Genomic DNA, 20,615 nt, shown 5'->3' on the forward strand with positions numbered 1-20,615 from the left:
TGCTCAGGCGGGAAAACCGCCCGCCCGGAGCAGAGCGCCGGGGAGTTGCTTGCCGAGTCTCCGTTCCAACCAGGAGACGGCCGAGGTCAGTTCCTCCAGATTCAGGCCGGTGGACCGCCCCATCCGGTCGAAGAGGTAGACGAGATCCTCGGTGGCGACGTTTCCGGTCGCCGCCGGTGCGAACGGGCAACCGCCTGTTCCACCGATGCTGGCGTCGAGGGTGGTGACGCCCGCCTGGACTGCCGCGACCGCGTTGGCCACGCCGGTGTGCCGGGTGTCGTGCAGGTGCAGCCGCAGCGGTGTGCGGGACTGCGTGACCTCCCGGGCGAGCGTCAGCCGATCGGTGACGTCGGAGGGTACGGCCACTCCGATGGTGTCGGCGAGGGCCAGTTCGTCCGGACCCGCGTCCCGCACCCGGGTGAGTACCTCCCGCAGCCGGTTCGGCGGGACCTCGCCCTCGAACGGGCATCCGAACGAGGCGCCCACTGTCACCGTCGTGAACACCCCTGCCTCGCGAGCCGCCCGCACCAGTACTGCGGCTGTGTCACAGGCTTGGGCGGTGGTCATGCCCTGGTTGCGGCCGCAGAAGGTGTCCGTGGCCACGACGACGACGTTGATCTCGTCGACGCCCGCGGCCAGAGCTCGGTCCAGGCCGCGGCGGTTCATCACCAGGCCCGCGTATCGGACGCCGTCGTGGCGGGGGAGCGCGGCCATCAGCTCGTCCGCGTCCGCCATCTGCGGAACGCGGGCGGGGTTGACGAAGCTGGTCACCTCCACCCGCCGGGCTCCCGCGCGTACCGACCGCTCGATGAGCTCGATCTTGTCGGCGGTGGTGAGTAGCGTCGCCTCGTTCTGCAAACCGTCGCGGGGCGAAACCTCCACGATGTCGACCATGACTGTCATCGCTCCTCCGACAGGTACGCGACGGCCCTGGCCTCGCTGATCACCTCGGCGTACTTGGCTTGCAGGTCGTACAGGCTCGCCTCGTGCGGGCCGGGGGCGCGGTCCGCCACCGCTTCGGAGACCACCAGCGGGACGAAACCGTGCTGGATCGCGTCCACCGCCGTGGCACGGACACAACCGCTCGTGCTCACGCCGATCAGCACGACGGTGTCGATGCGCTCCGCCCGCAGGGTGGAGGCCAGCGACGTGCCGAAGAAGGCGCTGGCGTACTGCTTGACCAGCACCAGTTCATTCTCGGCGGGGGAGACCTGCGGCATCAGCTCACCCATCGCGCCACCGCCGGAGAAGAGCTGCCGAAGGGCGGTGACCTTCCGGACGAAGAGGCCTCCGTCGACACCGCCGGGCCCGTACGCGACGCGGGTGTGCAGCACGGGAACCCGGTGGTCGCGGGCTGCGGCGATGACCCGGCCAGCCGAGGGCAGGCAGTCCGCGGACGGCAGGCACAGTGGGCTGGCCGGGTCGAAGTAGGCCCGCATCAGGTCGATGACGAGCACCGCGGGATGGGCGCCGGGCAGGAGTGCGCCCCCGAATCCGTCGTCGCTGCTGTCCGGCACGGGGCTCATCGGGCGACAGGCGGCCGGGGAGCAGGAAGACCGGTCTCCTCCAGGCACCGGTCCAGGATGGTTTCCATCGGCGGTCCCATGTCGAACGTGGGCAGTGGGTCCGGACGTCCGTGGCGCAGCTCGGCCCGTACCTCCTCGGTGGCCGCGACGTCGACGGCGCCGGCCTCGTCGCAGACCACGCCGTAGCGGCGGGCCCCCGTGGGGCTGACCAGACCCCGGCGGACCTCGAGGCCGACGAGTTCCGGGTCGCGGGCGAGCGGGTCGCCCCAACCGCCGCCACCCCAGGTGACGAAGTGCAGCACGTCCCCGGGAGCTACGGGCACGTCGTGCACCTTGCTGCCCAGGATCTCGGTGTCGCCGTCGGCGCGTTCGAGCCACTTGCGGCCGCGCGCACCGGGCTCGCCACCGTTGACCCCCCACGGATAGGTGAGCCAGCGGTCGTCGTGGATCGCGATCGTGCCGGCCTCCAGGAACCGGTAGGCCACGTCGACGCCGTTCCCGCCGCGATGAAGCCCGGCGCCACCGGTGTCCGCGATGGTCTCCCAGCGTTCGATCCGGAGCGGGTAGTAGGACTCCAGGTACTCGCACGGGATGTTGACGAACGACGGCCACAGCGAGTGGCCGTCCGGGCCGTCCCCCAGCGGCCGGCCGGGAATCCCGCCGAATCCGATCGAGTACAGCTGGAACCACTCGCCCTTGCGCTCGCCGGGCCCGTAGGTGCCCGAATACATGAAGTGCGGCGATGACGAGAAGCCGGCGGCGTTGAGCAGCCCGGGGTTCGTCTGACCGAGCAGGCCGCCGAACAGGTCGAAGACGCGACCGATGCCGTGGTTACGCGCGTTGAGGGCGGCGGGGTACGTGGGCTTCCAGAACGAGTCGTCGGGGATCATGACGTCGACCAGCGGGTAGAAGCCGTCGTTCCAGAGGATCTGCGGGTCGGCGACGGTGATCATGTAGATGCCGAAGAACATCCGGACGAGGTTCTCGTTGATGTAGTAGTTGATCGGGCCCTGCGCCTGCGGGCTGCTGCCGGTGAAGTCCAGCAGCACCTTGTCACCGGTACGGGTCAGGCTGAGCTTGAGCTCGTAGGGGCCGTAGCCGAGGCCGTCGTCGCAGATGTAGTCGGTGAACGACAGCGTCTCGCCCTCCTTGAAGACCGCGTGGAGCAGGATCTTCATGGCCCGGTAGTTGCGGTCCAGGAGCTGGTCGAGCGCAGAGTTGTAGGTGTCCACCCCGAACCGGGCGCACATCTCCTGGACCCGACGGGAAGCGGTCCGGCACGCCGCGACGATGCCGTTGAGGTCGGCGCGGTTCCAGTCGGGCTTCCGCACCTGGTTGAGGATGATCCGCAGGGCGTCCTCGGCGAGCACGCCCTTGCGGTACAGCTTGAAGGGCGGGATCACCACGCCCTCCTCGAAGATGGTGCGAGCATCGGTCGGCATCGACGCCGGTGTCTTGCCGCCGACGTCGGACATGTGCCCGAACATCGCCGCCCAGCCCACGATGCGGCCCTCGAAGAAGATGGGCAGCACCACGAGCCAGTCGTTCGCGTGGCTGATCGCCGCACCGCAGGAGTAGGGGTCGGACGTCAGCAGGACGTCGCCCTCCTCGATGTCGCCGTCGAAGTTGTCCAGGAAGTCGGGGATGGACAGCCCGAACTGTCCCACCATCATTTTGCCGTCAGGGTTGGCGATCAGCGGAAACTCGTCGTGCTGTTCACGGATCCCGGGCGACAGCGCGGTCCGGAAGAGCACCTCGTCCATCTCGTAGCGGGCGTTGCGCAGCCCGTTCTCGATCAGGTCGATGGTGACCAGGTCGACATCCACGGAGCGAAGCGGTCCGCCAGCGGTCTCGATGAGGCGTGCCATGGTCAGTTCTCCCGGTGGGTGTCGGCGGGGCGGATGAGGAGGCTGCCGCTCGGGTGCACCGCAGCCGTGTGCCCGGGCAGCACGAGCGTGGTGGAGTCCATCTCGGTGATGATCGCCGGACCGGGCACGACGTTGCCCGCCCGCAGCAGGGCCCGGTCGTAGATGCCGGCTTCCACTTCGGCACCCTCGACCCAGATGCGGTGGTGGGCCCGCAGTGCGGGGCTCGAGTCCGCGTCACCATGCTCCAGCTCGGGCGCGGCGACCTGGGGCCGGGGACCGTGAGCGGTGGCCCGGACGGTCACCAGCTCGTGTTCGGCATCGAGAACGAAGGAGAACAGTCGTTGGTGATCGGCGTCGAACGCCGACCGCAGGGCCGCGAGCCCACCGCCGTTCCCGTCGAAGGTGTCGATGTCGACGGCCACCGGGATCTCGAAACCCTGTCCGTGGTAGCGCAGGTCGGCGGAGTAGACGACGTGCTGCTCATCCTCGGGGACGCCCTGCTCGCCGAGCGTGGAGCACGCCTTGCTCGCGAGTTCGGTGAGTACCGCGCGAAGACTCTCGTCGGTCATTTCGTTGAAGCGGCGCACCAACGTCCGCACCGACTCGTCGCGCAGGTTGGTCGTCGCGTCGCCGTAGGCGCACAGCACTCCCGGCGACGGCGGAATGATCACCGGCCAGGCCCCGGTCAGTCGGCCGAGGGCGTTGGCGTGCAACGGGCCGGCGCCACCGAAGGCGACCAGCGCGTAGTCGCGCGGGTCGAAGCCCTGCTGCACCGACACCAGCCGCAACGCCCCGAACATGTTCTCGTTGACGATGTCGATGATGCCCGCGGCGGCGGCCTCGACCGACTCCAGCCCGGTGGCGTCGGCGATCGACTTCACCGCCGCTCGTGCCGCCGCACGGTCCAGCGTGATCTCGCCACCGGCCAGTTCGGTGGGCAGGTAGCCGAGCACCACGTTCGCGTCGGTCACCGTCGGTTGTTCACCGCCCGCCGCGTACGCGGCAGGACCGGGTGCGGCACCGGCTGACTGCGGCCCTACCCGGAGCGCCTGGGTCAGCGGCGGTACGTGGGCGATGGATCCGCCGCCGGCACCCACGGTTCGTACGTCGACGGAGGTGGCGCGGACCTTGAGGTCCCCGACCGTGGTTTCCCGGCCCACCCGCGGGGTGAGCCCCTGAACCAGGGCGACGTCGGTGGAGGTGCCGCCCATGTCGAAGGTCAGGAAGTCCGGGTAGCCGGCCTGCTCCGCCACCCAGGTCGCGCCGGTAACCCCGCCGGCGGGCCCGGACAGCAGCAGGTTCACCGGGTTGTCCGCGGCGACGGCCGCGGAGACCAGACCACCGTCGCTGCGCAGGATGCACAGCCGGCCGTCCACCCCGGACTCGCGCAGCTGCGCCTCAAGGTTCGCCACGTAGCGCGCCACCTGCGGCTGCACGGCCGCGTTCGCGACGGTGGTGATGGTCCGCTCGTACTCGCGAAGCTCCGGCAACACCGAGGACGACAGCGACACGGGTACGCCCGGAAGCTCCTCGGCGGACAACTCGGCCACCCGGCGCTCGTGCTGCGGGTTGGCGTAGGAGTTGATCAGGCTGACGCTCAACGCCTCGATGTCCTGCGCGCGGAGTTTGCGCAGCTTCGTACGGACGTCAGCCTCGTCGAGTTCGGTCACCACCGCGCCGTCGGCACCGATCCTGCCGACGACCTCCACGGTGTCCTCCAGCGCCGCCAGCGGCTCCGGCTTCGGCCAGATGATCCAGCCGGCCAGGCCACCTGGCACGAAGGAACGGGCGATCTGGAGCACCTGCCGGAAGCCGTCGGTGGTGACCAGCCCAACCCGGGCGCCCTTGCCCTCGAGGATCGCGTTCGTGGCGACCGTGGTGCCGTGGAACACCTCGGTGATCTCCGACATGGGCACGCCGGCGGCCTCGCAGGCCCGCTCGATTCCACGCAGCACCCCGATGGACTGGTCCTCGGGCGTGGAGGAGGTCTTGGCCCGGTAGGTCTCTCCGGTCGCCTCGTCGATCAGCAGGATGTCGGTGAACGTTCCGCCCACGTCCACGCCGAGTCGGTAGGTCATGGTTCCTCCTCAGATGACGCCGGCAGAACGCAGCGACGCCATCGCGTCGTCGCCGAGCCCCAGCAGGTCGCGATAGATGTCCTCGTTGTGTTCACCGAGCTCGGGACCGACGTGCCGGACCCGGCCCGGGCTGTCAGAGAGCTTGGGTACGACGTTGTGCATGGCGAACTCCCCGAGACCGGGGTGGGTCAGCCGGACTATCGCCTCCCGCGAGGCGAAGTGCGGGTCCTCGAGCATGTCCCGGGCCCGGAAGATGCGGCCTGCCGGAACGCCCTTGGCGTGCAACCGTTCGAGCAGATCGTCAGCCGCGAGCGTCGAGCTCCATTCGGCGACCAGGCCGTCCAGCTGCTCCATCCACCGGCCTCGGGCGCCGTGGGTGGCGTACTTCTCGTCGGTGGCCAGCTCCACCCGCCCCATCGCTTCGGCGAGCCGGCGGAAGACCGTGTCCTGGTTCGCCGCGATCAGCACCATCTCGCCGTCGGCCGTCGGGTAGACGTTGCTCGGGGACACGTTCGGAAGTGTCGTTCCGGTCCGCTCCCGCTGGTAGCCGGCGATCTGGTATTCGGGGATGAGCGACTCCATCATCGCCAGCACGGCCTCGTAGATGGCCGAGTCCACCACCTGGCCTCGACCGGTACGTCCGCGCTGGTGCAGCGCCACCAGGGTGCCCAGGCAGGCGAACGTCGCCGCCAGCGAATCGCCCAGAGAGACGCCGGCCCGGGCCGGAGGGCGATCGGGGTCGCCGGTCACGTACCGAATTCCGCCCATCGCCTCGCCGATCGATCCGTATCCGGCACGTGACGAGTACGGGCCGGTCTGCCCGAAGCCGGTCACGCGGGTGACGATCAGGCCGGGGTTGATCTCCCACAGCCGCTCCGGGGCCAAGCCCCAGCGCTCCAACGTGCCGGGCCGGAAGTTCTCGATCAACACGTCCGCCCGCGCGATGAGCTCGCGTACCAGATCCTGACCCTGCTCGGTCCGCAGGTTCACGGTCACGGACTTCTTGTTCCGCGCCACCACCGGCCACCAGAGCGACTTGCCGTACGGCTTCTCGCGCCCCCACTGCCGCATGGGGTCGCCCCGACCCGGATCCTCGACCTTGATCACCTCGGCGCCGAAGTCACCCAGGAGTTGACCGCAGAACGGCCCCGCCAGCAGCTGGCCGAGCTCGATCACCCGGATGTCGTCAAGCGGCAGTGGAGTGCTCATGAGCCTCTCAATCAACGTCTCTTTGCATGCAATTCACAGGTCTGTGACTCTCGTTACAGCAGCTTGTGCAGGGAAAGTAGGCCTCTGCTCCTCGGGTGTCAATGCCCCGTAGAGAGATTGCATACAACCTGCCGTGTTGCTACGGTGCCGAGCATCATGAGCGACCACACGCCACCGCGGGAGGCCGACAACGGCCACGCCGCCGACGACGCCTATCGGCTGATCCGGGACCAGATCCTGTCCGGGCAACGGTCGGCCGGCGCGTGGCTCCGCGAGGGCGAGTTGGCCGAGTCGATCGGGGTGAGTCGGACGCCCGTCCGGGAGGCGCTCAGACGGCTGACCGCGGAGGGACTGGTCCGCCACGAACGCAACCGTGGCGTGCAGGTCCAGGCCTGGAGCATCCACGACCTCGACGAAATCTTCAGCCTGCGGGCCGTGCTCGAGCCGTGGGGCTGCCGACTGGCGGCGACCACGGGCACCATCGACGTGGACGCGCTCGACGCGCTGGCCCACCGGATGGACGAGGTGGCACCGGACGGACGACCGACCGATGTGGACGAGCTCACCGAGCTGAACAACCGGTTCCACCGGATGATCCTTGAGGCGTCCGACAACAGCCGACTGGCCGGCGTCGTCTCATCGGTGATCCAGATGCCGCTCGTCTGGCGAACCTTCTCCCGCTACAGCCCGGACGCGCTGCGCCGTAGCCTGGCTCACCATCACGAACTGGTGGCAGCCCTGGCCGCGCCCGACCCCGACTGGGCGGAGTCGGTCATGCGCAGCCACGTACGCGCGGCATGGCATTCCATCCGGCTGCGAGACGGCGGCGACCGTGCGTCTGGCCCGGACCTGCCGGACCAGGCCAGCGCAACCACAGGTCAACCGCCACTCTGATCATGTGGTCGGGTTCAGCGATCGCGCCCGTAGCCGGTGCCGCAGACCGCGTCCGCCTCGGCGGCCATCAACGCCTGCGCAAACATGTTCGCCATCGCCTGCAACACGTCCGGCGACGCGCCCTCGATCTGCTCGCGCAGCAGGTCAACAGGGTTCGCACTCTCAGATGCGGCCATCGCATTCTTCTTCCTTCTCTGACCTGGTCGTCTTGAAGGATCCCGCGATGGCCGTCTCCTATCTACGCAACACGGCTATCACGGGCAAGCCATACACCACTCCCGTGGACGCAACCGACAAACCGGCGCGCACACCGCCGGACGACCGTGGGCGCTGGCGGAGCCTCCCAGCAGTTCGGTAAGCACATCGAAGTTGGTCCAGCCCCCTTCTGGACAAAGGAGTCAGGCGCTGCCGGCACTCCGGTGGTGTTTCCGTGCGTAGATGAGGGCAGTCAGGCCAAGAAGTGCCATAGCGCCGGCGACCCACGTTGCGATCTGAAATCGCTGCTCGAACGCGAGGGCTTCCGCGTTCTCCTGCTGGATAACCTCGGGCGTCGGGTCCTGATCGGGCAGGGTGATTCCGTTCCAGAACGTAAGGCAGGGAAGCAGACACGAGGCCAACATCAGGAGGACCCCGGCGACCGTCAGTAAACGCGTACGGGACACCGCGACAGGCTCCCACAGGCCGCCGGAAGGAAGCTACCGGTGGGCCTCGGGCGCAGGCTGGGCAAGCCGGTCTGGACGCGTCGGCGGCCGAAAGCAGCGAGTGCTGGTCTGATGAGTCGAAGGGTGTGACTTGGGTCAGGTTCGTAGACGCCCGCGAGCATCAGCGGCTCGAACAACTCCTCGGGCTGCGGCGGTACCGCCTCCTGCATGATCATCCAGGCCACGGTGCATTGCCAGCTCCGTCGGGCCTGCGGGTCGTTCCGCTCGTCGCCGGAAGGTGCGAGCGGCGCTGCGAGGTTGAGAAGGTTGAGTACGTCAACAAGAGACCGTTCGTACCGGTCATAGCGCTCGAAACGACTCTCGCCCACGGCCGAGAATCTACATCGGCGTACGTGGCGACCGCAGCCCTGCGCAAGCAAGCAGTGGGCGCCCGAGACTGTCAGAATCGTGGTGACGGAGCCGGTGCGCGGGGCGAGGAGAAGGCATGAGCGACTGGAACGACAAGATCATCGCAGAGTTTCGCGCCAACGGTGGGCAGGTCGGCGGTCAGTTCGCCGGCGCCCCGCTGCTGTTGTTGCACACGGTCGGCGCCAAGAGCGGCCAGCCTCGCGTGAACCCGATGATGTACCAGAAGGTGGACGGCGGCTATGCCGTGTTCGCATCCAAAGGCGGTGCGCCCAGCAACCCCGACTGGTACTACAACCTGCTCGCTAACCCGAAGGCCCAAGCCGAGATCGGTACGGACAAGGTCGAGTTGGTCGCCAGAGTTGCCGCCGGGGACGAACGGGAACGGATCTGGAGCGCGCAGAAGGCCGCGTATCCAGGCTTCGCCGACTATGAGCGGAAGACCACCCGTCAGATCCCAGTCGTCGTATTGGAACCCGGGCAGTAGGGGGACTTCAGGCAGTCGTCGTCGGGGCGGACCTTTGTGCTGTTCCCGCTCGGGGGCCAATCGCTGATCTGTAGCGACCGGGTGGTTCAGCCCCTGCCTCGGATGGGCATCAGCAGGTCGATCCGGTCGTGGCGGCGGTTCCTACGGTCCGGCCGCCGCTCCCACGACGTCGGGGTAGCCCATTCCGCTACCCAGAACGCGCTGCTGAACTCCCCACAGAGGTGCTGGCTAGTTGAATGGGCGACCAGCCGGCAGGCACGGGCGATCACTACCTGTTGCTTCTTGGCGGGTGTGCGGCGACCGTCCACGGGCCGCTCATGCCGATCTGGAGCTGAGGTGGCTGCGGCCTGCCCTGGCCCCGCCTCCTGACGAACCGCAACCTACCAGCGTCGCCCGCTCTCAGCTTCCGCAGGTCAAAGGCCGCCTCCCAGGTTCGGGAGGCGGCCTTTCTGCTGCCGAACAGCATCCTGCCCTGGCCCTGGGCGAGCTCTCGCCGACGGGCCTCAACGGAAGGCGGAACGCCTACGGTTTGCGGGCGAGGAGCCCGACGAAGGTGTGATAGGTGTCGGTCTGCACCGCAGCCGGTGCGTCCGGCTCTGGGCGCCACTCGGCCAGCGGCACCAGTCCCGGCTCCAGCACCGTCAGCCCGTCGGCGAACGAGAGGATCTCCTCGTCGGTACGCCAGCGGCCGGTGCCCAACGACTCGTTGAAGACCCGCTCGACCTCGCGGGCCTTGCGGGAGCCCTCTGGGTCTCGCTCGCCCGGGTCGCGGAAGTGCGAGATCGCCACGTAGCTGCCGGAGGGCAGCGCGTCGATCAACGCGGCCGCCACCGCCTTCGGGTCCTCGTCGTCACCGAGGTGGTGCAGGATCGCGAAGAGCAGCAACCCGATCGGCCGGTCGAAGTCGAGGAACCGGCGTACGTCGGGGTGGTTGAGGATCGCCTGCGGCTCCCGGATGTCCGCCTGGATCACCGTCGCGGTGCCCTCCGCGGCGAGCAGGGCCCGCCCGTGCGTCAGGACGATCGGGTCATTGTCCACATAGACCACCTGAGCCTTCGGGTTCTGCTCGGTGGCGACCTCGTGCACGTTGCCCTGGGTGGGCAGCCCCGATCCGATGTCGAGGAACTGGTCGATGCCCGCCTCGCTGACGAGGAAGCGAATCACTCGACGCAGAAAGGCCCGGTTCGCCTGGCCGGCTGCCGGCCCGTCCGGTGTGATCCGCAGGGCGTGCTCGGCGACCTTCCGGTCGACCTCGAAGTTGTCCTTGCCGCCCAGGAAGAAGTCATAAACCCGGGCCACGCTCGGAATGTTGGGGTCGATACCGGGGGGTGCCGCCTTGTCGCGGGTCACAGGCGTCTCCATTCGATGGGGGCTGGCGCAGGCTGATGTCTGCGGGCGGTGCCGGCGTTGCGGCGAGTTTAGCGATCGCGAGATTGAAATTTTGCCCCACTGGTATCGCTCCCAGCGAATCGCTGCCCCACCAGCACGCTCATCGAGCGACGCAGTGCTGGCGTAGGAGGAGAGGCGCGGCGACGAGCCACCAAGAGCCGGGCCAGTCGCCGGCCGAGGCGTGAGACACGTTGGCGCCCATCGATATCCTGCGGCATCGTCGACATATGACTGGCGTTCGCTCGTCCTCGCTGTTCCGCCGTCTGCGGCCGGGTCTGCTGGCCGCCGTCGTGCTGTCGACGGTGGTGCTCGGCACCGCTCTGAGCGCCGCACCGGCAGCTGACGCCGGCACCGCTGCGCCCGCCGCGTACCCGGGCGTCGCCCCGGCGCCCGGTGGGGCCGCGGTGTCCATCGCGGCGCCGACCGGCACCGCCCCGCCAACGCCGACTACGCCGTCCAGTACGCCAAGCACCTCGCCCGTCGCGCCGAGCGCGCCCACGAACCTGACCGCCAGCGAGGTCCGGACCGGGTCGATCACCCTCACCTGGACGGCCGCCACGTCCGACTGCTGCGCCATCACCGGCTACGACATCACGTACTACCAGGAGTTTGGCGATATCGTCCTCAGCGCCAGCGCCGGCGCGGTCACCACCACCACGATCACCGCCCACGTCGGGCCCGGCATGCAGTTCTCGTTCCGAATGATCGCCCGGGACAGCCTCGGGCAACGCTCGAACTGGTCCGACGCGCTGACCGTGGTCACACCGGTGACCGACACCGGCCCGGACACCACGCCGCCGAGCGCGCCGCAGAACCTGACCGTCGGCGAGGTGACCGCCTCGACCGGCGCGTTGTCCTGGTCGCCGTCGACGGACGACGTCGGCGTGCTCGGGTACTACATCTACCAGTTCGACGGCTGGTACACCTCGGTCCTGGTCGCCACCGTGCCGGGTACGACGTACACGACACCGCTACCTGCGTCGACGCCGCTGCGAAACCGGTACTACGTGCGGGCCCGGGACGCGGTGGGCAACCTGTCGATCGCCTCCAACACGGTCACTCTGCCCACGATGACCGACACGCCGACGCCCCCGCCGCCCTCGACCTGCCGGGTGACCTACCGGAACCAGTCCGAATGGCAGGGCGGTTTCGTGGCCACTGCGACGGTCCACAACGCCGGGGCGGCACCGATCGACGGTTGGGCGGTCACCTTCAGCTTCCCGGGAGACCAGCAGGTCACCTCGGGGTGGAACGCCACGATCGACCAGACGGGCGCCGCCGTGACCGCTCGCAACGTCGACTGGAACCGCGTCCTCGCGCCGAACGGCTCTGCGACCTTCGGCGTCCAGGGGCGATGGAGTGTCAGCGACGCGCCGCCGACCGGCTTCTCGCTGAACGGCGCCCCCTGCACGGCGGGCTGAAGGAGCATCGTGAACACACATTGGGCCACACCCCACCACCGCCTCGCCAGGGCCCTGATCGGGGCTGTCGCGGCCGGCATCCTCGCCGTCGCCGCCACGCTCGGCGGCGCGCCCGCGCCCGTCTCCGCCGCGAACACGCTCACCATGCGGGGGGCCGACGTCTCCTCGTTGCAGCGCAGCCTGGATCTCGGCGCCAGGTACTACGACGCCGGAGGGGTCGCCCGCGACCCACTGGACATCTTGAAGTCCGTCGGCGTCAACTACGTCCGGCTACGGGTCTGGAACAACCCGATCAGCGGCTACAACAACAAGAGCGCGGTGTTGGGTCAGGCGAGGGCGGCCAGGGCGAAGGGCCTCAAGGTGCTCGTCGACCTCCACTACTCCGACACCTGGGCCGACCCTGGCAAGCAGTACAAGCCGGCCGCCTGGGCCGGCCACAGCCTGAGCCAACTGCGTACCGACGTCTACACCTTCACCTACGACGTCTGCTCCAGCCTCCGGGGGCAGGGCACCCCACCGGACAGTGTGCAGATCGGCAACGAGATCAACGTCGGAATGCTGTGGAACGAGGGCAAGGTCGTCAACAACGACTTCGCCCCGCTGGCCGGGCTGCTGAAGCAGGGCTACAACGCGACCAAGGCGTGCGGCAGCAGCATTCCGGTGATGATCCATACCGCCAACGCCGACAGCAACGCCAACGCTCGATGGTTCTACGACGGCATCCGCGCCCAGGGTGTGCAGTGGGACATCACCGCCCAGTCGTACTACTGCATGTGGCACGGCAGCCTGGCGAACCTCTACAACAACATCGTCGACCTGCGGGGGCGCTACGGCAAACCGGTGGTGATCGTGGAGACCGCGTACCCCTTCACCCGGAACAACGCGGACAGCGAGCCGAACGCCATCGGCGACGCGACCTGCGACGGCATCAACGCGACCTGGTCCGGGCAGGCCCAGGAGTTCGACTGGGTGCAGAACACCGCCCGCAACGCGGGCGCCATCGGCGTCTTCTACTGGGAACCGACCTGGTACGCCGTCCGCGGCAACGGCTGGGACCCGGCCAACATCAACGGCACCGGAAACCAGTGGGACAACATGGCCGTCTTCGACTGGTTCGGGCGGGTGAACCCGGGCGTGCGGTGGACGCCCTGACCTCCTTCCGCGCGTACAACAGCCACGTGCGCGCGGCGGTCAGCAGGTGGACGACGTCCAGGCGGGGAAATACCGCCCTGTGCTGTCACGTTGCCGGCCGAAAATGATCAGTAGACGGACCAAGCCTCCCCAACGGCGCTGTTGCTGGCCAGCAGGTTGTTGACGGGGTGATGCAAGCAGTGGGGCGCTGACGTTCAGCGGCTCGCGCGTGGGTATAAGTTATGGCCGTGAAGTTCGTGATGGACGTGAGACAGGGCTAGCTCCCGCGGGTCTTTGAGGCGCGCGGGCGATGGATGCCGCCCTGTTCACCTCCTTCCCGAAAGTCTTCAATGTCTGTCCACTCTGGGCGCCGCGCTGTTGACGCGTCGCTTACTGCTTCTCTTGTCTTCGTTTCCATCGGAAGCGGAATGTTCCTGCCGCTCTCGCTGGTGTTCTTCGTCGAGCTCACCGACATCCGCTTGAGCATGCTCGGCGTTCTCGTGGGGCTCGCGGGTTTCACGTCCGTGCCGGTGCCCGCCGTGGCCGGCCGGTTGGCCGACCGATACGGCGCACGCCGACTCGTCCTCGTCGCGCAGGGCATTCAGGCGTTCGCCTATCTCGGCTATGCCTTCGCCCGAGACCCGCTGAGCGTGTTCGCCGTCACCGCGATCATGTCGATCGGCGGTCGGCTGTTCTGGTCGACGATCTTCGCGGCCCTCGCTGATCATGCGCAGGACGGCCCCAGGCAGCAGCACTGGTTCGCGCTGGCGAACATCGCCCGCACCGCGGGGATTGCCGCCGGCGGGATCATCACCGGCATCGCGCTGACGATTCCGGGCACGCGGGTCTATATCGTGCTCGCACTCCTCTCCGCCGGCTGCCTGGCGGCATCCGTACTGCTCATGCTGCCTGTCGCACCGTCACGAGCGCGCGCGCGGGTTCCTGGAGAGCCGCACGCGCAGGGGACGGTGCTGCGTGACGGGCGTTTTCTCGGTCTGCTGTCGACCAACGTCGTCTTCGCGATCTCGACGCTCCTCTTGGGCCTGACTGTGCCGGTGATCATCAAGATGGCGTTGGGTGGCCCGGGATGGGTCAGCTCCGTCGTGCTGGTCGGGAACGCGCTGCTCATCTCCGGCTTCGGCATTGTCGGCGCCCGCCAAGCGGGTCGCCGCGAGCCGTTCGCCGTGCTGCGGACCGCGGCCGTCGCCTGGGCTGCGGGCTGCACACTGCTGACGTTCGCGGCATCCTCAGCGCTTCCGTTCGCGGTCGCTCCTCTCGCCGCGGCGGTCCTCGCGTTCAGTCTCGCCGAGATCCTCCATGCGCCGACCTCGGTCGCGATCGTCAGCAACATGGCTCCCGAGGCGAAACGCGGGGACTACCTGGCCATGTGGCAGTACTCGTTCATGGCAGCCGAGATCGGCGGCCCCATCCTTTTCGGCACACTGTTCACGCTCCAGCACAGCGCCCCGTTCCTCGTCGTGCTCGCGCTGAATCTCGTCACGATCCCCGCGCTACGCATACTGGGCCGCGGACGTCACCACGTGGCGCTGGCGTGGACGGGCTCCCGCGATCATGATTGATGCCGCCGCGTGAGCCACCGCAATGCACCCCTGACCCTCGAAGAACGCAGACGACTGATCGAGCGTTGCCGAACGCCGATGCGCGATCTGTTCGACTGCTGGCGCTGTCGGCTCGGAGACCGACGCCTGCGGCGCTCTCGCGCGCGATCAGCGGTTGAGGTAGGCGGCCAGGCCGCCGAGCTCCTCGCTGGCGATGAACACCGACCGCACGTTGAGGATGGCCTCCTCGACGTGGGCGTGGCAGCCCCACGCCGCGTCACCCCACGAATCGGCGATCTTGACCTCGGCTGGCGCGGTGCACCCTGCGGCGCCGCCGAGCTGGCAGTGCTCGGGGTGCGGCGCGGCGGCCTGCGCGGCGGCGGCGGCACGCATCTGGGTGGCGAGTTCAGCGGCGGTGGCGGCGCGCTGCTCAGCCTCGGCGCGCAGTTCCCGCTCCACGCGCAGCACCTTGGCCAGTTCGTCATTGGCCGACTTGGCGCGTGCCTCGGCGGCGAGTTTCGCCTGCTCGATGTGGTGGCGTTCGATGGCCAGGGCTGCGGTGCCGGCGAAGAGCCGGGTGAGGGCGAGGTCGGTGTCCTGCGGGACGCGCGGGGTGCGGTGGTACATCGCGAAGGTGCCCAACAGGCCGCCGTCGCGGGCCAGGATCGGCGTGGACCAGCAGGCCGCCAGTCCAGCCTGGTCGGCCAGGTCCCGGAAGTGGTCCCAGAACGGATCGGTGGCGATGTCGGTGACGATGACTGGTTCCCGCCGGTGGGCGGCGGTGCCGCACGAGCCGACACCTTCGCCGGTCGCGATGCCGTCGATGGCCTTGTTGTAGAAGTCGGGCAGGCTCGGCGCGGCGCCGTGGCGCAGGTGCCGGGCGTCGGGATCGGCGAGCAGGACGGAGACGAGCACCTCCTGCGGTGCGAGGTTCTCGATACAGCGGGCCATCCCGTCGAGCACCTCGGCAAGGGGTGCCTGACGGGCGATCTGCTCCAGCAGGGCACGGTGTTCGGCCATCAGCCGTTGGGCATGCTTGACCTGCGTGGTCTCCACGCCGAGCACACGGATCCCGGTCACGTTGCCGTCGGCGTCCCGACGCGGCTCATAGGTGAAGTCGAAGAACGCCTCCCGCGCCTGCGGGCCGCTGCCCAGCACGACCCGGACGTCACGGCCGGTGTGCGGCTCACCCGTGCGGAAGACCTGGTCCAGGAGCGCGATGAATCCTTGACCGGCCAGCTCGGGCATCAGCTCGGCGATCGCCACCCCGACCCGTGCCCGTTCTTCGCCGATGGTGGCGAAGAACGCCGGGTTCGCCGTCTCCACCAGGTGCGATGGCCCCGCCAGAGACGCGAAGACGGCGATGGACTGCCCGAACAACGCCCGCAGGTCCTCCTCCGCTGTTTGCTCGGCAGCCGCCGAACCCGCAACAGCAGTAGACCGTTGGCCTGGTACTGCGGTCATGGTGTGGGTTCGCCTCTCGTCTGCGGATACGGGCAACGACCGACGGTGCCACCCGTCGGTGCGGGTGGCCGCGGTGCGGCGGAGTTGGTTGGGGCCACCGCCGGTGCAGCGTACCCATGTGTGCCCGACATTCAGGTATTACCCAGCAACCACGCACCGCAACCTGTCGCCCGAACAGCGCGTCGCCCGGGGGTTCAGATCCGCTGCTCCCACCAGGGGGCGCGGGGATCGGCCCAGGGGTTGGCCAGGGTTCGACTGAGGAACAGATCATCGGCTGCACCGACGACCCGCCGCAGCTCCCGCGCCGTTTTTCCGGTCAGCGATCGCAGGGCGATGTCCAGCACCGCCCGATCCCGATAGTCCGAGGTGCAACCGCAGGGGCACCCGCCAAAATCGTCCAGCAGGTCACGGGCAGGGCCTCGTACCTTGTCGGTCCAGCCCCGAAGTGCGCGGCCGATATCACCGGGATACAAGCGGTTGTTGTGGCGCTCCAGCCGAACGACGTCGGCGACGGCCTTGCCGGAGATGCCGTGAAAGTGTGCACGGGATTCGGGCACCTGTCGACGACTGGGTTTGGCGGCGCGTAGCGCCCCAGGTCGCCTACGCGGCACGGTCCCTTCGCTGTGCGGTCATGCCGGGAAGTATGCCAGAGTGGACGACGATGGTCCGGGGCCGGACAACGCCTCGACGGCACGCGCGGTTCCTGCGACGGCCGACAATCAACCCTGAAGCGCCGCAGTCAGCAGTTCGTACGTGGCGTCGTCGAAGGCGACCAGGCGAACACGCTCAACCCTTGTCGGCGTTGCCCTGATGGTCGAGATTGCGATCTTCGCTGCCTGGTCGGCCGGGAATCCGTACACGCCAGTGGCGATGGCGGGGAAGGCGACGCTGCGAGCGCCGATCTCATCGGCAACCTCAAGGCTGCGCCGATAGCACGACGCCAGAAGGTCGGCCTCGCCGTGGCCGCCGCCTTCCCAGACCGGGCCAACGGTGTGAATGACATGACGTATTGGTGGGTCGAGGTCAAAAGCTGGCGTGGCAACCGCATCGCCGGGTTCACACGGAGCCAGCGCTGCCCCCGCCTGGGCCAGACGCGGCCCCGCCGCACGGTGAATCGCCCCATCGACACCGCCGCCACCCAACAGCGACTCGTTCGCCGCGGTCACGACGGCGTCGACGCCCTCGCTGGTGATGTCGCCACGAACAACTTCGACCACAGGCATGGCTCGATGATGCCACCAGCCGGTCAGCCCCACCCGCCATCCCGGCACACCGCAGCTGCGCCCCGCCTACAACCGACGCCGCACTCCGGCGGCCCACTCATCCTTCTGCCATCTGAGAGGGGTTGAGGCGCCTATACGCGCTACTGCCCCAGACGGCCGTCCGCTGGTGGTGATCGTCGTGTTTCCTGGCACCGTCGAGACGGCGGCGGTGGGTCGTGTCAGCTGCAAACAGGACGTGTCGCATCTAGAGTGCGAGCGGGAAGGACTTCGTGTCTCCCGTCGCTGAGGTCAGAACGGCCGAGGTCGCGAGTAACGGGGTGTCCACGGCCATTGTGTTTTGCGGAAGGCCGCCGCATAGAAGGTCCTGTGTGCATGCGCCCGAGCCGCGCAGCGACTCGACGTCCACCTTGCTTTGAGTTATCCAGGCTGCGATAGCAGTCGCAATAGGAGAAGCGTGGTTCGTCTCGGTGTTGCCCGGCTTGACCTCGAACCTGAACGTCCCGTCCCCGATTGCAAGCTTCTGAAGGACTGACGTCGCCCGTGCTCGGTAACCTTCGCTGCCGGTCAGCCGGAACTTCAGTTCCTCGCGCGCCGCAACGAATATATTGGCGCCAAGATCGACGTCAGAGTCAACCGATGCGGGTGGTGACAGCCGCGCGCCCTCGGCCCAGGCGCTCAGCAGAAGGGGGATCCCTTGAAGGCCCTTATCGTCCTGAATCGCCGCATGCACGTCGCCCAACTTGCGAGAGGGCAACGCCTTTGAGTCTGCATTGAGGAGTCCAATCAACGCGTTTACGCTGACGAGGTTACCGACTCCGTCGGGCTTCGCGGACTGAAGAGCGGGCAACCAGGTCTGCGTCAGCTGCGCGGTCAGCGGTTTCCTGTATTCCTCGGTCATCGAAAGCGCCTTTGCAATACGCAAGCCCGCAACCGATGCCTGGGGAGAACTGGTGACCGACTGAAGGCTTGGCCAACCAGACTGCATCCAGGGGGGCGGCTCGAACTCTGACAAGCATCCCGCGTCTACCGCGTTCGCAGTTAGTCGAGAATCGGCAGCTCTGCCCTTGGTGAATGCCGCACCTTGCGGGGTGACCAGCAGATCTTTGCAGACGAGCGAGGAAGGCCAGGCGGTAGTCTCCGGTCCCAGCGGAGAGTTACGTATCATGGCGACCGATGTCACCCTGTCTAGTGCCGACATCGAGGGCAGCTCAGACTTTATGTGAGAAAGCTGCTCGGCGACTTCTGTCGAATGGCGTCGCCTCGCGTCTTCGTCCATGACTGCCATCAACGGAATGACTTGATCCACGAGATCGTCGGGCTTCCGCACGTCGAGCGAGGTCATGAGAGCCTTTTCGGCGGCGCTGACCACGGCGGCCGGAGGTTCGACGCGAATGCTCCTCAGTGCCTTCATGGCGACTGCGGTGTTACCCCAACTCGGAGCGTTGTCCTTCATGTCGGACCTGTACATGGATCCGGTACGAAGGGATTCGATCCGTCGGGCGACTTTCCCGCTATCAATCGCGACGCCGGTGTTGATGGCTAGTTCGATGGCTGAGTCAATCACTGCCAACTCGGGCATGCCGGCAGTGTCCGCGAGCTCACCGTCTGAGCTTCCGTAGAGGATCGGAAGTAGCCACTCCTGCACGGTCGACCGATCCAAATTGTGGGATCGGCGATTGGGGCTCTTAGTGAGGCTCCTGGACCACCACGCCGTCTCATACAGCGAGATCGCGTTTCCGCGGGAGCCACTCACGTCGACGAAGAAGCCTACAGTGCCGTTAGTTGCCCACGCCGAGCGAAGCAGCTCCTGCGGATGTTGCTCCATTGGGTTGCCGCTATCTACATCGACGCTTTGGTCCGCAGCCGTTCTCTGCTCGATCTTTCCGTCGATCCAGATGAACCCAGCGAAAAGGACTGCGGCAAGACTAGCCCAAGCGAGCACACTCCGCCGTCCGAAGATAGTCTTGCGCGCAGCCACTTCCTACAACCTCTCTACGTCATGCCGTGAATGGGACCAGGTTAATTAGTCTCCTTGCACGTGATACCAGGTTCCACCCTTGAGGAAGTCCCCTTGGGCGGTGAAGTAGGCATTGTTGACGATGGTGGCGTTCAGTTGAACCTTGGCCGAGTAGTCGAGGTGCTCGTGCCAGGCGTTGTTGAGGGCCGCAGGCTCCCAGACGATGCCACTTCCCGCAGCCGAGAAGCCGGCACCAGCCGGCAGGCTGAAGCTGACGTTGACGCCGGAGAGCCACCACTTCAGGGAGCCTTGAATCGTGCTGATGTTCCCGGATCCGATCCAGCTGAAGTCTCCCCAGTTGCTACCGAACTTCCGCCAGCAGCTGAACACGCCGCACCCACTGGTGAGCGAGGAGGATCCGACGACGTTCAAGTATCCGCCGGAGACAGACTTGCTGCCATTGCTCTTAAGGGTCGTGGCCGAGGTCTGGAGCCCCTGGTCGCGCTCGGCGAGCCACGCCTCCTTTTCCTTTGCCGTTTCGAGCGATGTGTCCGGCACGGAGACCACGCCGGCGCCATCCTGCTCGACAATCACGTAGCCCGAATCGGATCCCACCGGCGCCGGATCGGCCGAGGCTGGGGCTTGGATCGTGCCGACGAAGAGCACGGCCGCGAAGGCGCTCCATGCCAGTCGCGTTGTTGATCGCATAAATATATCCCCTTCTTTGTGGGGGTTATTGCGCCAATACCCTGCCGGTACTGGCGCATGGCTCGCCACTTCAGTCGGCCCTAGTTCTGAGTCACGACATCGGCATTTCTATTCACCCCCGTGGATTAAATTGACGCTAGCACCGCCCGACGCCTGTTGTTGACCCGAACGATGTGACGTAGGTCACTCGTCGGCTTTTGGCGTCACCAATGCGATGACTCCTGCGACTACTCCGGAGAACTGGGCGGTTGGCAGGCATGCCAATGCCGGAGTCCCGCCCCAGGGCGCACAGTGCACACCGGTGCGACGACTCCAGATAGTTTGTTCGGCCTATCTCGTCATTGCGCAGATGGTGCGCATTGACCTCGCGCTCGATTCCGGGCAGTCGATTGGCCATCACTCCGACTGCGACCCGTGTCGTTATCGCCAGGTGGCTATATCTCCACCTGCCCCAATGGCCGGTAGTCGGACACTTCCCGGTACGGTGCTGACGTCCAGCATCAAGGCGTCAATGAGCCCAGCGGATTTGGCCAGGCAGGTGCCGCTGCCGTCGGGAAAGACGCCAGTTGCGCATCGACGGTGTGGCCGTTCCATGAGCCCTCACCGACACAGGTCACGTGCCGGAACAGAGATG

General features: G+C 67.4%; 17 protein-coding genes and 1 pseudogene. 5 read left to right on the plus strand and 13 right to left on the minus strand.

Annotation, left to right across the window (positions count from 1 at the left end):
- Positions 1–3: 3 nt before the first annotated feature.
- From ACFYP0_RS28675 to ACFYP0_RS28695, 5 genes are read right to left on the minus strand one after another with little or no spacing between them, the layout of a single operon-like run.
- Positions 4–903, minus strand: coding sequence for a hydroxymethylglutaryl-CoA lyase (locus ACFYP0_RS28675; protein ID WP_355494990.1), 900 nt, complete (start codon positions 901–903; stop codon positions 4–6).
- The gene (locus ACFYP0_RS28680; RefSeq protein ID WP_355494988.1) at positions 900–1,526 is read right to left on the minus strand and encodes an isochorismatase family protein; all 627 of its coding nucleotides are present in this window, start codon (positions 1,524–1,526) and stop codon (positions 900–902) included. The genes ACFYP0_RS28675 and ACFYP0_RS28680 overlap by 4 nt, the downstream gene beginning before the upstream one ends.
- Complete coding sequence (locus ACFYP0_RS28685; RefSeq protein WP_355494986.1) at positions 1,523–3,394, minus strand: hydantoinase B/oxoprolinase family protein; 1,872 nt, start codon at positions 3,392–3,394, stop codon at positions 1,523–1,525. The genes ACFYP0_RS28680 and ACFYP0_RS28685 overlap by 4 nt, the downstream gene beginning before the upstream one ends.
- A gap of 2 nt (positions 3,395–3,396) precedes the next feature.
- Entirely contained in the window at positions 3,397–5,472 is a 2,076-nt protein-coding gene (locus ACFYP0_RS28690; RefSeq protein ID WP_355494984.1) for a hydantoinase/oxoprolinase family protein, read from the minus strand.
- A gap of 9 nt (positions 5,473–5,481) precedes the next feature.
- Entirely contained in the window at positions 5,482–6,681 is a 1,200-nt protein-coding gene (locus ACFYP0_RS28695; protein WP_355494982.1) for a CaiB/BaiF CoA transferase family protein, read from the minus strand.
- A 156-nt stretch (positions 6,682–6,837) separates the two neighbouring features.
- Here ACFYP0_RS28695 and ACFYP0_RS28700 point away from each other — a divergent pair, with 156 nt between their 5' ends.
- On the plus strand, positions 6,838–7,575 hold the full coding sequence (locus tag ACFYP0_RS28700) for a GntR family transcriptional regulator (protein ID WP_386998244.1): 738 nt from the start codon (positions 6,838–6,840) through the stop codon (positions 7,573–7,575).
- 23 nt (positions 7,576–7,598) lie between these two features.
- On the opposite strand, the pseudogene ACFYP0_RS28705 reads toward ACFYP0_RS28700, so the two are convergent.
- Together ACFYP0_RS28705 and ACFYP0_RS28710 are read right to left on the minus strand one after the other, a co-directional pair.
- Positions 7,599–7,751: pseudogene (locus ACFYP0_RS28705) on the minus strand (IS256 family transposase); the annotation flags it as partial.
- A gap of 222 nt (positions 7,752–7,973) precedes the next feature.
- The gene (locus ACFYP0_RS28710) at positions 7,974–8,237 is read right to left on the minus strand and encodes a hypothetical protein (protein ID WP_386998248.1); all 264 of its coding nucleotides are present in this window, start codon (positions 8,235–8,237) and stop codon (positions 7,974–7,976) included.
- Positions 8,238–8,721: 484 nt separating this feature from the next.
- On the opposite strand from ACFYP0_RS28710, the gene ACFYP0_RS28715 reads away from it, so the two are divergent.
- Positions 8,722–9,129, plus strand: a complete 408-nt coding sequence (locus ACFYP0_RS28715) for a nitroreductase family deazaflavin-dependent oxidoreductase (RefSeq protein ID WP_386998250.1) — start codon at positions 8,722–8,724, stop codon at positions 9,127–9,129.
- A 522-nt stretch (positions 9,130–9,651) separates the two neighbouring features.
- Here ACFYP0_RS28715 and ACFYP0_RS28720 read toward each other — a convergent pair.
- Positions 9,652–10,479, minus strand: a complete 828-nt coding sequence (locus ACFYP0_RS28720) for an SAM-dependent methyltransferase (protein ID WP_124853834.1) — start codon at positions 10,477–10,479, stop codon at positions 9,652–9,654.
- Between the two features lie 266 nt (positions 10,480–10,745).
- Here ACFYP0_RS28720 and ACFYP0_RS28725 point away from each other — a divergent pair, with 266 nt between their 5' ends.
- From ACFYP0_RS28725 to ACFYP0_RS28735, 3 genes are all read left to right on the plus strand, one after another.
- Positions 10,746–11,939 (plus strand): cellulose binding domain-containing protein, encoded by a 1,194-nt coding sequence (locus ACFYP0_RS28725; RefSeq protein ID WP_386998252.1) that lies wholly within the window; start codon positions 10,746–10,748, stop codon positions 11,937–11,939.
- Between the two features lie 57 nt (positions 11,940–11,996).
- Positions 11,997–13,091 carry a glycoside hydrolase family 53 protein gene (locus ACFYP0_RS28730; protein WP_386998289.1) on the plus strand — a complete coding sequence of 365 codons (1,095 nt, stop codon included), beginning with the start codon at positions 11,997–11,999 and terminating at the stop codon, positions 13,089–13,091.
- 329 nt (positions 13,092–13,420) lie between these two features.
- The gene (locus ACFYP0_RS28735; RefSeq protein ID WP_386998254.1) at positions 13,421–14,650 is read left to right on the plus strand and encodes an MFS transporter; all 1,230 of its coding nucleotides are present in this window, start codon (positions 13,421–13,423) and stop codon (positions 14,648–14,650) included.
- 147 nt (positions 14,651–14,797) lie between these two features.
- Here the strand turns inward: ACFYP0_RS28735 and ACFYP0_RS28740 are convergent, their stop codons facing one another.
- From ACFYP0_RS28740 to ACFYP0_RS28760, 5 genes are all read right to left on the minus strand, one after another.
- The gene (locus ACFYP0_RS28740) at positions 14,798–16,093 is read right to left on the minus strand and encodes a GAF domain-containing protein (RefSeq protein WP_386998256.1); all 1,296 of its coding nucleotides are present in this window, start codon (positions 16,091–16,093) and stop codon (positions 14,798–14,800) included.
- 194 nt (positions 16,094–16,287) lie between these two features.
- Positions 16,288–16,650, minus strand: coding sequence for a hypothetical protein (locus ACFYP0_RS28745; RefSeq protein WP_386998258.1), 363 nt, complete (start codon positions 16,648–16,650; stop codon positions 16,288–16,290).
- Between the two features lie 162 nt (positions 16,651–16,812).
- Positions 16,813–17,316: an O-acetyl-ADP-ribose deacetylase gene (locus ACFYP0_RS28750; protein WP_386998260.1), complete on the minus strand. Its 504-nt coding sequence runs from the start codon at positions 17,314–17,316 to the stop codon at positions 16,813–16,815.
- 244 nt (positions 17,317–17,560) lie between these two features.
- Positions 17,561–19,294, minus strand: a complete 1,734-nt coding sequence (locus tag ACFYP0_RS28755) for a hypothetical protein (protein WP_386998262.1) — start codon at positions 19,292–19,294, stop codon at positions 17,561–17,563.
- Between the two features lie 45 nt (positions 19,295–19,339).
- On the minus strand, positions 19,340–19,981 hold the full coding sequence (locus ACFYP0_RS28760; RefSeq protein WP_386998264.1) for a hypothetical protein: 642 nt from the start codon (positions 19,979–19,981) through the stop codon (positions 19,340–19,342).
- Positions 19,982–20,615: the final 634 nt, after the last annotated feature.

The organism is Micromonospora arida (genome assembly GCF_042873195.1).
GTDB lineage: Bacteria > Actinomycetota > Actinomycetes > Mycobacteriales > Micromonosporaceae > Micromonospora > Micromonospora arida.

Coding starts and splice junctions, on each gene's coding strand:
- ACFYP0_RS28690 (WP_355494984.1), bottom strand. CDS start 5,472: ATGACCTACCGACTCGGCGTGGACGTGGGCGGAACGTTCACCGACATC.
- ACFYP0_RS28760 (WP_386998264.1), bottom strand. CDS start 19,981: ATGCGATCAACAACGCGACTGGCATGGAGCGCCTTCGCGGCCGTGCTC.
- ACFYP0_RS28700 (WP_386998244.1), top strand. CDS start 6,838: ATGAGCGACCACACGCCACCGCGGGAGGCCGACAACGGCCACGCCGCC.
- ACFYP0_RS28680 (WP_355494988.1), bottom strand. CDS start 1,526: ATGAGCCCCGTGCCGGACAGCAGCGACGACGGATTCGGGGGCGCACTC.
- ACFYP0_RS28685 (WP_355494986.1), bottom strand. CDS start 3,394: ATGGCACGCCTCATCGAGACCGCTGGCGGACCGCTTCGCTCCGTGGAT.
- ACFYP0_RS28740 (WP_386998256.1), bottom strand. CDS start 16,093: ATGACCGCAGTACCAGGCCAACGGTCTACTGCTGTTGCGGGTTCGGCG.
- ACFYP0_RS28675 (WP_355494990.1), bottom strand. CDS start 903: ATGACAGTCATGGTCGACATCGTGGAGGTTTCGCCCCGCGACGGTTTG.
- ACFYP0_RS28735 (WP_386998254.1), top strand. CDS start 13,421: ATGTCTGTCCACTCTGGGCGCCGCGCTGTTGACGCGTCGCTTACTGCT.
- ACFYP0_RS28725 (WP_386998252.1), top strand. CDS start 10,746: ATGACTGGCGTTCGCTCGTCCTCGCTGTTCCGCCGTCTGCGGCCGGGT.
- ACFYP0_RS28695 (WP_355494982.1), bottom strand. CDS start 6,681: ATGAGCACTCCACTGCCGCTTGACGACATCCGGGTGATCGAGCTCGGC.
- ACFYP0_RS28715 (WP_386998250.1), top strand. CDS start 8,722: ATGAGCGACTGGAACGACAAGATCATCGCAGAGTTTCGCGCCAACGGT.
- ACFYP0_RS28750 (WP_386998260.1), bottom strand. CDS start 17,316: ATGCCTGTGGTCGAAGTTGTTCGTGGCGACATCACCAGCGAGGGCGTC.